General features: G+C 42.1%; 15 protein-coding genes. 5 read left to right on the top strand and 10 right to left on the bottom strand.

The window, feature by feature from the left end; genetic code table 11:
- Window positions 1-13 precede the first annotated feature (13 nt).
- The 4 genes from yidC to rpmH are packed head-to-tail and all read right to left on the bottom strand — an operon-like array spanning window position 14 to window position 2,429.
- Window positions 14-1,642, bottom strand: a complete 1,629-nt coding sequence (yidC, locus tag DL796_RS03985; RefSeq protein WP_110200204.1) for a membrane protein insertase YidC — start codon at window positions 1,640-1,642, stop codon at window positions 14-16.
- A gap of 3 nt (window positions 1,643-1,645) precedes the next feature.
- Complete coding sequence (yidD, locus tag DL796_RS03980) at window positions 1,646-1,837, bottom strand: membrane protein insertion efficiency factor YidD (RefSeq protein WP_406946419.1); 192 nt, start codon at window positions 1,835-1,837, stop codon at window positions 1,646-1,648.
- 38 nt (window positions 1,838-1,875) lie between these two features.
- Entirely contained in the window at window positions 1,876-2,268 is a 393-nt protein-coding gene (gene rnpA / locus DL796_RS03975) for a ribonuclease P protein component (RefSeq protein ID WP_110200200.1), read from the bottom strand.
- A gap of 26 nt (window positions 2,269-2,294) precedes the next feature.
- Entirely contained in the window at window positions 2,295-2,429 is a 135-nt protein-coding gene (gene rpmH / locus DL796_RS03970; protein ID WP_110200198.1) for a 50S ribosomal protein L34, read from the bottom strand.
- Window positions 2,430-3,334: 905 nt separating this feature from the next.
- Between rpmH and dnaA the strand changes: the two genes are divergently transcribed.
- The 4 genes from dnaA to gyrB are packed head-to-tail and all read left to right on the top strand — an operon-like array spanning window position 3,335 to window position 9,521.
- Window positions 3,335-4,753, top strand: a complete 1,419-nt coding sequence (dnaA, locus tag DL796_RS03965) for a chromosomal replication initiator protein DnaA (protein ID WP_110200196.1) — start codon at window positions 3,335-3,337, stop codon at window positions 4,751-4,753.
- 35 nt (window positions 4,754-4,788) lie between these two features.
- Window positions 4,789-5,892, top strand: coding sequence for a DNA polymerase III subunit beta (dnaN, locus tag DL796_RS03960; RefSeq protein ID WP_110200194.1), 1,104 nt, complete (start codon window positions 4,789-4,791; stop codon window positions 5,890-5,892).
- Between the two features lie 55 nt (window positions 5,893-5,947).
- Window positions 5,948-7,063: a DNA replication/repair protein RecF gene (recF, locus tag DL796_RS03955; RefSeq protein ID WP_110200192.1), complete on the top strand. Its 1,116-nt coding sequence runs from the start codon at window positions 5,948-5,950 to the stop codon at window positions 7,061-7,063.
- Between the two features lie 31 nt (window positions 7,064-7,094).
- Window positions 7,095-9,521 (top strand): DNA topoisomerase (ATP-hydrolyzing) subunit B, encoded by a 2,427-nt coding sequence (gene gyrB, locus DL796_RS03950; RefSeq protein ID WP_110200190.1) that lies wholly within the window; start codon window positions 7,095-7,097, stop codon window positions 9,519-9,521.
- A 70-nt stretch (window positions 9,522-9,591) separates the two neighbouring features.
- On the opposite strand, the gene DL796_RS03945 is transcribed toward gyrB, so the two are convergent.
- Entirely contained in the window at window positions 9,592-10,470 is an 879-nt protein-coding gene (locus tag DL796_RS03945) for a polyphosphate kinase 2 family protein (protein WP_110200188.1), read from the bottom strand.
- Window positions 10,471-10,584: 114 nt separating this feature from the next.
- Here DL796_RS03945 and DL796_RS03940 point away from each other — a divergent pair, with 114 nt between their 5' ends.
- On the top strand, window positions 10,585-10,788 hold the full coding sequence (locus DL796_RS03940) for a dodecin family protein (RefSeq protein ID WP_110200186.1): 204 nt from the start codon (window positions 10,585-10,587) through the stop codon (window positions 10,786-10,788).
- 74 nt (window positions 10,789-10,862) lie between these two features.
- On the opposite strand, the gene DL796_RS03935 is transcribed toward DL796_RS03940, so the two are convergent.
- From DL796_RS03935 to pepQ, 5 genes are all read right to left on the bottom strand, one after another.
- Window positions 10,863-12,362: a helicase HerA-like C-terminal domain-containing protein gene (locus DL796_RS03935; protein ID WP_110200184.1), complete on the bottom strand. Its 1,500-nt coding sequence runs from the start codon at window positions 12,360-12,362 to the stop codon at window positions 10,863-10,865.
- Window positions 12,363-12,518: 156 nt separating this feature from the next.
- Entirely contained in the window at window positions 12,519-12,758 is a 240-nt protein-coding gene (gene ubiK, locus DL796_RS03930; protein WP_110200182.1) for a ubiquinone biosynthesis accessory factor UbiK, read from the bottom strand.
- Window positions 12,759-12,777: 19 nt separating this feature from the next.
- Complete coding sequence (locus DL796_RS03925) at window positions 12,778-13,140, bottom strand: SirB2 family protein (protein WP_110200180.1); 363 nt, start codon at window positions 13,138-13,140, stop codon at window positions 12,778-12,780.
- A complete protein-coding gene (locus tag DL796_RS03920; protein ID WP_110200178.1) occupies window positions 13,127-13,774 on the bottom strand; it encodes a YigZ family protein in 648 nt (215 codons plus the stop codon). The genes DL796_RS03925 and DL796_RS03920 overlap by 14 nt, the downstream gene beginning before the upstream one ends.
- A gap of 10 nt (window positions 13,775-13,784) precedes the next feature.
- Window positions 13,785-15,107, bottom strand: a complete 1,323-nt coding sequence (gene pepQ / locus DL796_RS03915; RefSeq protein WP_110200176.1) for a Xaa-Pro dipeptidase — start codon at window positions 15,105-15,107, stop codon at window positions 13,785-13,787.
- Window positions 15,108-15,109 lie beyond the last annotated feature (2 nt).

The following is a 15,109-nucleotide window of genomic DNA, read 5'->3' as shown; positions in this document are numbered from 1 at the left end:
TCCTATATTAAAGCTACTTTTTCTTAAGCGCTTTTTTGGGCTTATCTGGCGCGTTTTCTACTTTTTTCGTGATGTATTGTTGTTGCGCCACCGAAATCAAGTTGTTACACAACCAGTATAAGACCAGACCAGCAGGGAAGAACAGCATGAATACCGCAAATACGATAGGGAGGTAACTCATGATCTTCTGCTGCATTTGATCCATGGTTGGCGATTTAGGCTGAAGTCTTTGCATCAACAACATACTGCCGCCCATTAAAATTGGCAAGACAAAATATGGATCGGCAACCGACAAATCCTGAATCCAACCGAAGAAAGGTGCGTGGCGCAGTTCAATCGCTTCAAACAATACATAATAAAGCGCGATAAAGATTGGGAACTGAAGCAACATCGGTAAACAACCACCGAATGGGTTAGCGCCTTCTTCTTTATACATTTTCATCATTTCTTGCTGCATGCGCTGCTTGTCATCGCCATAGCGCTCTTTTAAGCGCTGCATTTTTGGCTGAAGTTTACGCATATTCGCCATCGAGCGATATTGCGCTGCTGATAGCGGGTACAACAATGTTTTGATAACGATGGTGACTAAGATAATCGCTAAGCCCCAGTTTCCTAAGAAACTGAAGAAGAATTGCATTAACTTGTATAGCGGTAGACCGATCCACCAAACCCAACTCAAATCGAGCGACTTATCCAAGCCCGGAGCAGCGGCTTCTAATTGCTCTAAATCTTTAGGGCCAACGTAGAGGTCAGCTAGGATAACTTTCTCTTCTCCGGCTAATACTGAAATCGATGGCTGTACAAAGCGAATGGTTGTGTCTTTATTCGCTTTAATCGAACTGGTAATGGTTACTTGCTCAGTTTGCGGTGGGATCCAAGCTGAAATAAAGTAGTGCTGTAGGAAGCCAACCCAACCACCTTGACGAGAAGTTTTGATTGGCTCTTCTTCTAAATCTTCAAAATCTACTTTTTCATACTTTTTCTCTTCCGGTGAATAAGCAACGCCCATAAAAGGCTTCATTCCGAAAGACGATTTCTCTTCTAAACCGGTAGGTTTTTGATCGCGAGCAAGCTCAGCAACAAAGTTATAAGTTCTGTCGTTGGTCGATTGGTTATTAATACGGTATTCCATATTGACCAAGTACTGACCACGAGTAAAGGTGAAGGTCTTTGTGAAGCTAACGCCACTATCATTAACCCACGTTAATGGAACCTCTATTTGCTCCATGCCATCCGTTAATACAAACGACTTGCTGTCCGTTTGATAATTTGCGCGTGGAAGTTGATTATCAGGTGCACCCTGACCAAGCAAAGCACTTTTCGCCTGATACATGCGATTACGATAATCGAATAAGACGACCTTTTTAGCGTCCTCATCAAGCTCTACGTTATAATTCTTCAACTCGGCGTAGACCATATCACCGCCGACAGGGTCGATGCGATAACTGACCAGATCCGTTTCTACAGTGATTAACTGATCGCTGTTGGCAGCTGTGTTCCCCGAAGAAACAGAGACACCATTTTGCTCAATCGTAGCCTGCTGCTGTGCAGGTTGGGGGCCGTAGTCTTTTTGCCAGGCTTGATACAATAAGAATGTACAGACCGCTAGGCCCAGAATAAAAAATCCGCGCATTGATTCCATAATTTACTCTTTTACAGCTTTCGTTTGTTTTACTGAATTATTATGAGGGACAGGATCTAGTCCGCCTTCACATCCCGGATGGCACCGGCCAAGTCTTTTTATCGTCAACCAGCTTCCACGAATAGCACCGTGTTGTTCTAAAGCTTCAATGGCATAGTGGGAACAGGTCGGCGCAAAGCGGCATTGATTGCCCATTACAGGGCTTAATACCAACTGATACAAGCGGACCAATTTTATGAGTAACCACTGCATTTCTTCTGAACTCGTGACCAAAGCCGGTTGAGGTGTTCGAATAATACCGTATTAGTCATATCACTACTACCGCGACGCGCTAATAAAACAATATCCACAGCAGGAAGATCGTGCTGTGCCAAGCGAAAAGATTGACGGCATAGTCGTTTTAGTCGATTACGTTTTACCGCAGACTTAACGTGTTTTTTAGCAACAATTAATCCTAAACGAGATTGTTCGGAGTGGTTAGGGATAACTAATAGTGTAAAAGGAGGGCAAACCAGTTTGATTGGTTTGTTATCAAAGACTTGTTTGTAGTCCTTTGCTGTGAGCAAACGACGACTTCTTGGAAAACCATAATCTAGGTTTACGCTAGAGACCGCCTTATTGCTCACATCAAGGAATTCAATTTCTAACGCTATTAAGCGCTTAGACGCTTACGGCCTTTTGCACGGCGGTTAGCTAAAATTTTACGGCCATTTTTAGTTGCCATACGAGCACGGAAACCGTGTGTACGCTTACGCTTAATGACGCTTGGTTGAAATGTTCTTTTCATCTGCTTAACCCATCAACAGTTAATTAATTCGTATAATAACTATTTATTACACGACTCTAAGGACAAGGACGCGGAATTTTATAGTAATTACCCAGTGATTGCAATGCTCTAAGCCTTGTTTTTTAAAGGGTTGGAGCGATTTTTTATTGTTTTCTGATATTTAGTATCTAATTAGCTATTTAACCACTATATCTAGTATTTTAATCACAGAACTCAGCTTGAACTGTGGATAACTTTATAGCACCTTGGCGCTATAAGATCCACTAAAAGTTTCTATTTCTTAGATAAATTCATGAATCAGCCCTAAAACTCTATTTTTTGACCTTTACTCGATCTGTTTTGTCTTTTTTCAGAAAGTTAGTCACTAATAATTATAAATAAGTATTTAAAGATCTTATTATTATTATTACTGAGTCTTTTTGCTGTTAATAAGTAATTATACTACATTAAATTCAATAGTTTATAAAAAGTACAAAGAGGTTGATAAAGTGTCTTTAACAGGGTGTCTAAAAAATGGATAAGTCACGTTAGAGGCGTTTTTTAACGCTTATGCACAGTTTTGATGAGTTTTTATACCTTATTTAGTCACAACTTATCCTTTTCATACTGCTTAACTTCTGTATTGTGCAAAAGCTCCCCGGTTTCTACTTTTTAAGTTATTCAGTTTTTCTAGCTTTATTTAACTATTTTTGTGGATATTTCTTTTAGATGGATCTACACTAGCTCCTGTTGTGAATAACTCTGTCTTTTATGAGCTTTACACAGAGCAAAGTTTATTCCTTATAAGTGATCATTAACACTTAACCGAAAACAAAAGATACAACGAAAAGTTACCTGTTAACTGATATTACTAACGATAAGTAAAAAACAATTAATAACAGGTTATGGATTTGGGAATTACTACTATGTCTAGCAGCTTATGGCGCGATTGCCTGCAGCGACTACAATCGGAACTTTCAGTTACTGAATTCAATACCTGGATTAAACCCTTGCAGGTACGTGAAACCGATAAAGAAATGGCTTTGTTTGCACCAAACCCGTTCTTTGTTGACTGGATCCGCCAGCAATACCTCGATCGCATTACCGAATTTGTATCAGCGAAAGACAATAGCCGTAATCTTCATATATCGTTACACGTTGGCCACGCTGATATTGCCTCACAGGGTGCTTCGAATGAGGCTAACTCTGACAACCGTTCTAGTGCAGCTGCGATAGCACAAACCAGCCAAGCTGTGTCGCCTGCTAACCATCGTAATTTCAACAAGCCCACTTATAACGCTCATTCTGGTTCATCGGCTTTTCCACAAAATAACCTGAATACCAAGTTTACCTTCAATAACTTTGTCGAAGGTAAGTCTAACCAACTTGCACGTGCAGCTGCTGAGCAGGTAGCTGAGAATCCAGGTGTATCCTATAACCCACTTTTAATCTATGGCGGTGTCGGTCTTGGTAAAACCCACCTGATGCATTCTGTGGGTAACCTAATTTTAAAAGATAAACCTGATTCAAAAATTGTTTATCTGCACTCTGAGCGTTTTATGGCCAATATGGTGAAAGCGTTACAGAACAACAGTATGGATGCCTTTAAGAACTATTATCGCTCGGTTGATGCTTTGTTGATCGACGACATTCAGTTTTTTGCTAATAAAGGCAGGACTCAAGAAGAGTTTTTCCATACCTTCAACAACCTTATTGAGAAGAATAAACAGGTTATTATCACCTGTGATCGCTATCCTAAAGAAATTGAAGGTCTCGAAGAGCGCCTAAAGTCGCGTTTTGGCTGGGGCCTCACCGTTGCTATCGAGCCGCCGGATCTTGAAACGCGGGTAGCCATCTTAATGAGTAAGGCCAATCACTCGAACGTTGAATTACCGCATGAAGTCGCTTTCTTTATAGCAAAACGTATTCGCTCTAACGTGCGTGAATTAGAAGGGGCTTTGAAGCGAGTCATTGCTAATGCACAATTTACAGGCCGTGCTATCACGCTCGATTTTGTCAAAGATGCTTTGAAAGATCTTATAGCGGCTCAGGATAAATTAATTTCTATTGATAATATTCAAAAAACCGTCGCTAGCTATTACAAGATTAAGGTTTCTGATCTATTATCTAAGAGACGCAGTCGTTCTATAACACGACCTCGTCAAATGGCAATGTCGCTAGCCAAAAAGCTAACGAATCATAGCTTGCCAGAAATTGGGGATGCTTTTGGTGGTCGCGATCACACCACGGTGTTGCATGCCTGTCGTAAAGTTGAAGAATTAAAAAACGAAAGTGTTGATATTGAAGAAGATTACTCTAATCTATTAAGAACTTTATCGACATAAAGTAATAATATTAGGAATTCAATAAGGGTACTTATATGCGATTTACCATGACTCGCGATCAGCTATTATCGCCACTTCAACTGGTGAGTGGAGCCGTTGAAAAGAGACAAACCTTACCGATACTATCCAATGTATTAATGGTTGTTGATGATAGTAAGCTCTCACTAACTGCGACTGACCTTGAAATCGAATTAAAGGCGCAAGTTGAGCTTGAAGGCGAATTTGAACCTGGTGAAATTACGGTACCCGCTCGTAAAGTCTTAGATATTATCAAGAGTCTTGGTGATGGTGAAAACGTCAAACTTGAGATGGGCGAAAACCGCCTTCGTGTTTCCACGCCAGGTAGCCGTTTCAATCTTTCAACCATGCCTGCTTCTGAGTTTCCAAGTTTAGAAGAAACGGCGAGTTTAGCTTCCTTAAATGTTTCTCAACATACCTTAAAAGAACTTATCGAAAAGACGCAGTTTGCCATGGCGCAGCAAGATGTCCGTTATTACCTAAACGGTATGTTATTTGAATTTGACGAAGATTCATTAACTTCTGTTGCCACTGATGGCCACCGCCTCGCACTTTCTCGGGAATCTGTAAAGCTTGAGTTAAACGAAAGAGTAAATGCCATCATTCCGCGTAAAGGTGTTTCCGAGCTGGGGCGTCTACTTGATCACAGTGATGAAGAACTGACCCTTAGTTTAGGCTCCAACCACATTAAAATTCATAACGGTGATTACTCGTTCACTTCTAAGCTAGTCGATGGCCGTTTCCCTGAATACGAAAAGGTATTACCGCGTAATGGCGATAAAATTGTTATTGCCGATAGGGAAGTGTTAAAAGAATCCTTATCGCGCGCATCGATTTTGTGTAACGAAAAATTCCGTGGTGTCCGTTTCATGCTTTCTGATGGGCAAGTTCGTTTACATGCTAACAACCCTGAGCAAGAAGAAGCAGAAGTGGAATTTAGCGTCGATTACAACGGTTCAGATCTAGAGATAGGATTCAACGTCAGTTATATGATCGATGTTATGAACACTATCAAGACCGAGCAAGTGAAATTAACCTTTATCGATGCAAACAGCAGTACTTTGATTGAAGAAGTGGATGGTGGTCAAAGTATGTACGTTGTGATGCCAATGAGACTTTAATCATTGGTTTTCCATTACCACCATATCATCTCCGGTTCGCGCCATTGAGTAATACATGCGTGTTGACCAGTTATCTATAACACAGGTGAGAAATTTACAGAATCCTTCTATAAGTTTCTCACCCCGTCTTAACATTATCTTTGGTCCCAATGCCGCTGGCAAAAGTAGCATACTAGAATCTCTTTATATTCTGGGTAACGGTCGTTCTTTTCGTACTGCTAAACACAACAAAGTCATCAGTGAGCAGCACCAAGATTTCACCCTTTTCGCAAAAGTTGAATCCTCTGGTATTAATCACCAACTTGGTTTTAAACGTCAACGCAGTGGTGATACCACAATTAAACTGAACTCTGAACCTGTGAATCGGTTATCTACTCTCGCAAAGCTTTGTCCGGTTCAGATACTATCGCCAGAGCAATATGACTTATTGGTAAAGGGCCCGAGTGCCCGTCGTAAACAACTTGATTGGGGAGTGTTCCACGTGGAACATTCTGTATTAAGTATTTGGCAAAAGGCTCACAAGATTCTCCAACAACGTAATAAGCTCCTAAAGCAACGTGCAGGTTATAACGAAGCTGCTGCCTGGGATAAGCAATTAGTCAGTTTATCCGAGCAAGTTACTCAACTTAGACAGGCTTATTGTGATAAAATAAACCCATTATTTATTAAGCTGTGCCGGCAATTTCTAGGCCAGCTTGATATTAAGCTAGATCTTTTTCCTGGGTGGACAGACAAACACTCTGTTGGCTTAAGCGCTATCTACCGTGAACAGTTCGAAAAAGATAAAAAACTAGGTTTTACCCAGTCGAGTATTCAAAAAGCAGACTTGAAGTTTTTGATTGACGGTTCTAAATTGGCCGGCGATTATTTATCGCGCGGCCAACAAAAGCTTCTAATTACAGCTTTTAAATTAGCTCAACTGAAGGTTATGCAGCAATTTGGGCAGCAAGCCCCAGTATTTCTGCTAGACGATATTGGCGCTGAACTTGATCAAAAGCATCAACAACAGCTCCTAGATTTGATGGCTACACAGCCAAATAATCAACAAATATTTATTACTTGCGTTCATCTTGAACCTCTTAAACCTCTGATTAGTCAATGCGACGATCTAAAATTGTTCCACGTGGAACATGGTGTGGTTAAAGAAGTAACGAAAAGTGAGCTTGAGTAAATGAGGCATGAACAATCTAAAAGGAAACCCTATGTCGGAAAATAACAATTACGATTCCTCCAGTATTAAAGTACTAAAAGGGCTTGATGCTGTGCGCAAACGTCCTGGCATGTATATTGGTGATACCGATGATGGCACAGGTTTACATCATATGGTCTTTGAGGTCGTTGATAACTCTATTGATGAGGCATTAGCGGGACACTGCTCAGAGATTAATGTGACAATACATGACGATAACTCTGTTTCTGTTAGTGATGATGGTCGTGGTATTCCTACAGAAATCCACGAAGAAGAAGGGGTTTCGGCTGCCGAGGTAATCCTTACAGTACTTCATGCTGGTGGTAAATTCGATGATAACTCTTATAAAGTATCAGGTGGATTACACGGCGTAGGTGTTTCGGTGGTAAACGCTCTTTCTGAGTTGTTAACCTTAACAATTCGCCGTGCTGGTAAGCGTTATGAGCAAACCTATAAGTTAGGTGTGCCAGTCGAGCCATTAAAAGCAGTTGGCGATACAGAACGAACGGGTACCGAACTACGCTTTAAACCAAGCGCCGAAACCTTTACCAATATTGAATTTAAGTACGATATTCTAGCAAAAAGATTGCGAGAACTATCGTTCCTAAACTCAGGGGTTAGTATTAAACTGACTGATGAGCGTAGCGGTAAATCCGATCACTTTAAGTATGAAGGTGGTATTCAAGCCTTCGTTGAGTACTTGAACCAAAATAAAACTCCTGTACATGAAAACGTGTTCCACTTTACCTCTGAGCGTGAAGAGGATGGTATTACCGTTGAAGTAGCGATGCAATGGAACGATGGCTTCCAAGAAAGCATTTTCTGCTTTACCAATAACATCCCACAGCGTGACGGCGGTACTCACCTTGCCGGATTCCGTTCAGCATTGACTAGGGGGCTAAACAGCTTCATGGATACCGAAGGATACAATAAGAAGGGTAAGGTCGGTACGACTGGCGATGACGCCAGAGAAGGGCTTACAGCAGTAGTTTCAGTCAAGGTCCCAGACCCAAAGTTCAGCTCACAAACTAAAGATAAACTGGTTTCGAGCGAGGTTAAAACAGCTGTTGAGCAGGCAATGGGCGAACACTTAAAAGACTTCTTGCTAGAAAACCCGAATGAAGCCAAAGCCGTTATTAATAAAATGATTGATGCGGCTAGAGCTCGTGAAGCGGCGAGAAAGGCACGTGAAATGACACGTCGTAAAGGCGCTTTGGATATTGCGGGTTTGCCGGGTAAGTTAGCCGACTGTCAGGAAAAAGATCCTGCGCTATCAGAACTCTACATTGTGGAGGGTGACTCGGCGGGTGGGTCGGCGAAGCAAGGCCGCGATAGAAAAAACCAGGCGATATTACCGCTTAAAGGTAAAATTCTTAACGTAGAAAAAGCACGTTTCGATAAGATGTTATCGTCGCAAGAAGTAGGAACCTTAATTACAGCTCTTGGTTGTGGTATTGGCCGTGAGGAATTCGACGCAGATAAAACACGCTATCACAGCATTATTATCATGACGGATGCTGATGTTGATGGTGCGCACATTCGTACGCTACTGTTAACCTTCTTCTATCGTCAAGTGCCAGAGCTGATTGAACGTGGTTATATCTATATCGCACAACCACCGTTGTATAAAGTGAAAAAGGGCAAACAAGAAACCTACCTAAAAGATGATGAAGCGTTAGAAGCATTTCTAACGGCGTTAGCCCTGAATAATACTCAGTTATTCACTAGCAAAGATGCGCCACCAATTACCGGCGAAAGGTTAGAAACATTGGTTAATGAGTACCGAGAAGTTAAGAAAACCATTAACCGAGTAGCAAGACGTCTACCGCGCGAAATGCTAGACAGCATGATTTACCATAAGACATTAACAGCTGAAGATTTAGAGAAAGAATCTGAAGTGAAGAATTGGATGGAAAATCTGGAAGAAAAGCTAAACAAAGATCGTAAAAGTGGTTCGCATCGCTATGAATTCAAGATCCGAAAAGATAATGAGCTAAACATCTACTTACCACACTTAACTATGTATCATCATGGCGTTGAGAGTGAGTACTTACTTTCAAAAGAGTTCTTTGTTTCAGAAGACTACAAGAAAATTAGTACACTAGGCGAGCAGTTGGAAAGCTTAATCGAACCAGGTGCCTTCGTGAAACGTAGCGAGAAGATCGAGGAAGTCGAAACCTTTAGCGAAGTACTCGACTGGTTAATGATGGAAGCGCGCAGAGGTCAATCAATCCAGCGCTATAAAGGTCTTGGTGAGATGAACCCTGAGCAGTTATGGGAAACAACCATGGATCCTGAGACGCGTCGCATGTTGCAGGTAAAAATTGAAGATGCGGTTGCCGCTGATCAGTTATTCACGACTCTGATGGGTGATCATGTTGAGCCACGACGCGAGTTTATCGAAAGTAACGCGCTTGCGGTATCAAACTTGGACATTTAATCTTTAACCTGATTAAACGTTGCATAAAAAAGGGGCTATAAAGCCCCTTTATTAATGATCAAACAAGTATTTATGCGATAAGTTGCTTTTTATAGGTTACTAAATTCTCTTGGATATCGGGATCTAGCGAGGGATAGCTTAAATTTAAACTCTCCAGTGTTTCTAGAATGATGTCTGAAACGGCTGCACGCATCGCTGGTTTGTTATCTGCAGGTATACAGTACCATGGCGCCCATGAGGTGGATGTGTTGTTAAGACAGGCTTCATAGGCGTCCATATACTGATCCCACAACTCACTTTCGCGTAGATCACCTGGCGAAAACTTCCAGTTTTTACTCGCTTGCTCAATCCGCTTCTTAAATCGTCTATGTTGCTCTTCTCGAGACACATTCAAAAAGAACTTACGAATAATGGTGCCGTTATTCGCTAAGTGATGCTCATGCTCATTAATCGAGCGATAGCGATTCTGCCAAAAACTATCTGTATTGTGAGAAATACCATTAATATCAGGGAGTTGCTGGGAATTAAGAAATTGTGGATGAACCTTCACAACCAACACTTCTTCATAATAACTACGATTAAAAACACCGATACGACCGCGCTGAGGCAACTGTTTAGTGGTGCGCCACAGGAAATCATGATCAAGTTCGCGCTTAGAAGGTTGTTTAAAGCTAGAAACTTGAAATCCGGCTGGATTAACTCCGCGCAAGACATGACGAATGGTACTATCCTTGCCGGCGGCATCCATCGCCTGGAAGATGAGCAGTAGCGAAAACTTATTGTCGGCGTAGAGCTTCTGCTGCTGTTTATAAAGTTTCTTACGATTGCCCTTGTAACGCTTTTTATAAAAAGAGTTTTTTTGTAAATCATCAACTACAGTGGAGTGCTGGCTTAAGCTAAAAGATTGATCAAAAGGCACAAGGTAAGGGCTATCAGTGACGGTAAGCATAAAACTCCTTTGGGATAATTTACAAAACTTATGTTTTAGTTCCTTGTTTATACAATAAAAATAAGTAATATGAAAAGGGTTCTTATTAAATCAAAACTTATATAAGGGGAATATATGTCAATAGCAAAAGTAACGGAAATTATTGTAGAGTCTGAAAAAAGCTTTGAAGACGCAGTCGTTCAAGGGGTGCGCAGAGCCAACAGAACCTTAGATCAGGTAAAAGCTGCATGGGTAAAGGATCAACAAGCAGTCATCGAAAATGGTGAAGTTGTGGGATTCCGCGTGACCTTGAAAGTTACATTTATCCTAAAAGACTAAACTAAAGAAACAAAAGATTAAGGTGTTCCATGGGGACACCTTAATTATAAAATAACCTAAACCGCAATAAACTTCTACTTACTGCCGGTTAATGAACCGAGAATTCCGCGCAATAATTTTTTACCGAGATTTGAACCTAGGGTACGGGCAATAGTTTTTAAAAACGTCTCACCAATCCCTTGTCGATTTGACTTCCTAGATGTTTTCTTAGCCACTTTTTTCCGAGCAGCTTTAGCCTTTTCTTCTTTTTCACGAAGCTTTTTTGCTTCCTTCATTTCCTTTTCTTGACGTTCTTTAAGCTTTTCTTCTTTAGCCAAAAGAATTTCGTAAGCCGATTTACGGTCAACAGCAGTATCATAGACACCATGAACAGGTGAGGCTTTAAAAATTGTATCTCGCTCTTTAGGTTTAAGCGGGCCAATACGTGACTCAGGTGGACAGATTAAGGTCTGCTCAACGATACCAGGACGACCTTTTTCATCCAGAACAGACACTAAAGCTTCACCAACGCCAAGCTGGGTGATTAAAGATTCGGTATCTAGCTCAGGGTTAGGGCGGAAAGTTTCAGCGGCAGTTTTAACCGCTTTGAAATCCCGTGGTGTAAAAGCACGCAGAGCGTGTTGAATACGATTACCGAGTTGACCAAGTACATCATCCGGAATATCAGTAGGGTGTTGCGTCACAAAGAAAATACCAACCCCTTTAGAGCGAATAAGTCGAACCACTTGCTCAATGCGTTCGAGCAGGGCTTTTGGTGCGTGCTCAAACAATAAGTGCGCTTCATCGAAGAAAAAGACTAGGCGAGGTTTATCTGGATCGCCAACTTCGTCAAGCTCTTCAAACAGTTCAGACAGCATCCACAATAAAAAAGTCGAGTAAATGCGGGGATTAAGCATCAACTCTTTACTGTGAAGAATATTGATCATGCCACGCCCGTTGGTATCGGTGCGCATCATATCTTTGATATTAAGCGCCGGTTCGCCAAAAAACTGATCGCCACCAGAGTTCTCTAAAACCAATAAACGGCGAACAATAGCGGCAACACTTTGTGAGGAAACGTTGCCATACTCGCGCATAATCTCTTTGCGATTATCACTAAGCCAATTCAACATGGAGCGCAAGTCTTTGATATCTAACAACAAAAGACCCTGTTCGTCGGCGATATCAAAAGCAATGTGTAGGACACCTTCTTGGGTATCATTAAGCTCTAAAAGGTTCGCTAAAAGAATCGGCCCCATTTCAGAAATAGTGGTTCGCACGGGATGACCGTGTTTGCCGAATACGTCCCAAAAGATAACGGGATTGTCATGTGGCTGGTAATCTTTAATCCCTATTTTTTCGATACGCTCAGTAATCTTAGGATGTGAACCGGCGGCTGTGGCTACGCCAGATAAGTCCCCTTTAACATCGGCGGTAAAGACAGGAACCCCCATCTTAGAAAAGCCTTCCGCTAGAATCTGCAGAGTAACGGTTTTACCGGTACCCGTCGCACCGGCTACCAAACCATGGCGGTTGGCCATTTTGGGATTGAGCTGAATGTGTTGTTGCTGAGGATTGCCGCCAATTAATAACATAGTCTGTCTTTGTTGTTTTCCCTTATCAACAGATTATAGGAACTTCGTCAAAAGGCAAGTAGCAGAAAGAAGGGTAGAAACTAGGGAGTTTTAAGCAACAAGATGGTTAGTAAAGGCTATTAAGATTGAAAAGGTGGCATTAGCCACCCTTAAAAACTATTTGTTTTCTAACTCTGAAATCTTTGTTTCGAGTTCTTCCAGTTTTTGGCGAGTTCGAAGTAAAACTTGTGTCTGTGTATCAAACTCATCACGTGAAACCAAGTCAAGCTTACCGAGCTGAGTTTGGAGAACCTGTTTAAACTGCTTGCCCATCTCGTCTTTAGCCGACTTTACGCGCTCAGGGACTGCGTCAGAAAGCTTTTTTGCGATGTCGTCTAACTTTTTCGGATCAATCATAAAATACCCTTAAATAGTGTTACCAAGGCAACGTTTTTGTTCTAGCTATATAAAGTATGGTGGCAAAACTACCGATTGCAAGGGTGAAAGCTATACCACGTAAGGCTTTGGTCTGTGTTTTAAAGGTAATGATTCCGAACACTATATAAGCAATAATCATTAAAACTTTGAAATTGAGCCATGGCATCGAAACTGCGCCATACCATGTCACCCACAAGGTGATACCGGACGCTAGAAGAAGTGTATCGATAATATGAGGAGTAATTTTTAACCACTTCTTTTGTAGCATCGGACTCTGTTTGAACAACAAAGCACAGCGGAATAAAAAGCCAAGGATAGTGATTATGGCTAGGGTCATGTGAATATGTTTAAGCGCTTGCATGGTCTACCTTAATTGTCAGTTGTTGTTTGTTTCGATATGCCTCAATCGATGTTAACAAAGAATCGAGTTTTCCATCAGGAATATCGGCCATTATAACGACTTTATCGCTAAAATCTTCTGTGATGTTTAGCGCTTGATGCTCGTCTAAAAGGTAACGAACTTGATTTTGAAGCTCATAACTCGTGGTGATCTCAACAGCGGTAGTGTAAATCTTGGAGTGAGTGCTTACATTCTCTATAGCGCCTTTAACGCCAGCGCTATAAGCGCGTGCCAAACCACCAGTACCAAGCTTAGTGCCACCATAATAGCGAGTCACGACAACGGTTACATCACCTAAACCCGAGTGCTGTAGAACGTTCAGCATTGGCATACCAGCAGTACCGCTTGGCTCTCCATCATCGGAGCAAGCGATTAAAGTTGTGCTGTCAGGGTTGCCAACGATATAAGCCCAACAGTGGTGAGTAGCGTCGGGTTCTTGGGTATTCAGGAGCTTTATATAGGATTTGGCGTCTTCAACGGTGGGGCTATAGATCAGCCGAGTAATGAAGCGGCTACCCTTAATCATTTCTTCGAAGGTACAAGGCTCGCTTACCGTATGATTAGGAACACGGTAAGCGGCCGTAGATTTACTCATGGCTGAGTGTTTATTTTAAATAAGCACGAGTAAGGTTGCGATGACCAGTTTCAGTAACCGCGATATCGTCTTCGATACGAATACCACCATAAGGACGGAATTCTTCGATGCGATCCCAATTTATGCTTGAGCTGTGCTCGCTCTCTTTAAGATCTGCAAGCAGCGACTTAATGAAATATAAACCTGGCTCAATGGTCAAAATTTGATTTTGCTCAATCGGGCGCGTATTACGCAAGAAAGGATGCTCTTGTGGCGGTGGCGCTGGATCGCCATCGGCGTTCGACTGGTGGCCGCCCACGTCGTGAACCTGTAGACCGATTTGATGACCTAGGCCATGCGGGAAGAAGGTGCGAGTGACCCCGTTTTCCACCATAGACTCAGGGCTCATGCTAGAAATCTTGAATTGGTTCAATACCTTAGCGATTTCTAAATGCGTATCTACATGCAAATCAACGTACGATTGACCAGGCTTAACGCGATCGACCACACTTAGGTGAAGCTTTTCCATGGTGTCGATTAACTCGGCAAACTCGTTGTTTTTGTCGTAAGAGTAAGTACGAGTGATGTCTGCGTCGTAGCTGTTGTAGCGCGCGCCTGCATCAATCAGGAAAGTACGGTGCTCGCTTGGGCGTTCAGCGTCGTAATGCATATAGTGCAAAATCGAAGCATTTTCATTAAGGGCAACGATACTGTTATAAGGAAGTTGCGCTTCGTGATGACCGCTAGCTAATAAGTAGGCTAAATGGATTTCAAGCTCAGAGCCTTGGTTGTAGAACATATCGCGAGCAGCCATGTGACCCATGGCGGCACGTTTGTTGGCTAGAGCAGAACACTCGATTTCATAAGCCGTTTTAGTCGCACGGTGCCAGTTGATCTCGTTAATCAAGTTGCCAGGGTTAATGGCATCGAAATCTTCGTCCATAAATGGGTAAGTCATCTCACCAATAAAGGCGATAGAGCCGTTTGATGGCATAAAGGCACGCACTTCGTCTTTTTTGCGTAACATCTTGATGTCGAAGTGTTCGACCCAGAAACCATCCGGATCGCCAGCCACTTTATGCCAAAAATCAACAGGTTGGTAGTAGCATAGTGTGCGATCGCCTTTAGCCGAGATGATTACCGTGCTGTCGTGCAAGTCATCGTGCGGGATAAAGCTGTTAAAGTGGAAGTTTGACTTAAACGGGTAGGACATATCATCAAGGAAAATACCGTGTAATGAACCCGCTGGGATTAAAAGATGGTCAAAGCCGTGGCGTTGCATGGCGTTTTGATAACGCTTCGTAATTGTATCAATGTGCTCAGAGTATAGAGGTTTCAGCTCTGCGTCAGTCATAA

The sequence above is a fragment of the Kangiella spongicola genome, assembly GCF_003194565.2.
Taxonomy (GTDB): Bacteria; Pseudomonadota; Gammaproteobacteria; order Enterobacterales; family Kangiellaceae; genus Kangiella; species Kangiella spongicola.
This window is presented reverse-complemented; position numbering and strand designations above follow the sequence as displayed.

Excerpts from the sequence above, each read along its gene's own strand:
- yidC (WP_110200204.1), bottom strand. The coding sequence starts at position 1,642 with ATGGAATCAATGCGCGGATTTTTTATTCTGGGCCTAGCGGTCTGTACA.
- yidD (WP_406946419.1), bottom strand. The coding sequence starts at position 1,837 with ATGGGCAATCAATGCCGCTTTGCGCCGACCTGTTCCCACTATGCCATT.
- rpmH (WP_110200198.1), bottom strand. The coding sequence starts at position 2,429 with ATGAAAAGAACATTTCAACCAAGCGTCATTAAGCGTAAGCGTACACAC.
- dnaA (WP_110200196.1), top strand. The coding sequence starts at position 3,335 with ATGTCTAGCAGCTTATGGCGCGATTGCCTGCAGCGACTACAATCGGAA.
- dnaN (WP_110200194.1), top strand. The coding sequence starts at position 4,789 with ATGCGATTTACCATGACTCGCGATCAGCTATTATCGCCACTTCAACTG.
- recF (WP_110200192.1), top strand. The coding sequence starts at position 5,948 with ATGCGTGTTGACCAGTTATCTATAACACAGGTGAGAAATTTACAGAAT.
- gyrB (WP_110200190.1), top strand. The coding sequence starts at position 7,095 with ATGTCGGAAAATAACAATTACGATTCCTCCAGTATTAAAGTACTAAAA.
- DL796_RS03945 (WP_110200188.1), bottom strand. The coding sequence starts at position 10,470 with ATGCTTACCGTCACTGATAGCCCTTACCTTGTGCCTTTTGATCAATCT.
- DL796_RS03940 (WP_110200186.1), top strand. The coding sequence starts at position 10,585 with ATGTCAATAGCAAAAGTAACGGAAATTATTGTAGAGTCTGAAAAAAGC.
- DL796_RS03935 (WP_110200184.1), bottom strand. The coding sequence starts at position 12,362 with ATGTTATTAATTGGCGGCAATCCTCAGCAACAACACATTCAGCTCAAT.
- ubiK (WP_110200182.1), bottom strand. The coding sequence starts at position 12,758 with ATGATTGATCCGAAAAAGTTAGACGACATCGCAAAAAAGCTTTCTGAC.
- DL796_RS03925 (WP_110200180.1), bottom strand. The coding sequence starts at position 13,140 with ATGCAAGCGCTTAAACATATTCACATGACCCTAGCCATAATCACTATC.
- DL796_RS03920 (WP_110200178.1), bottom strand. The coding sequence starts at position 13,774 with ATGAGTAAATCTACGGCCGCTTACCGTGTTCCTAATCATACGGTAAGC.
- pepQ (WP_110200176.1), bottom strand. The coding sequence starts at position 15,107 with ATGACTGACGCAGAGCTGAAACCTCTATACTCTGAGCACATTGATACA.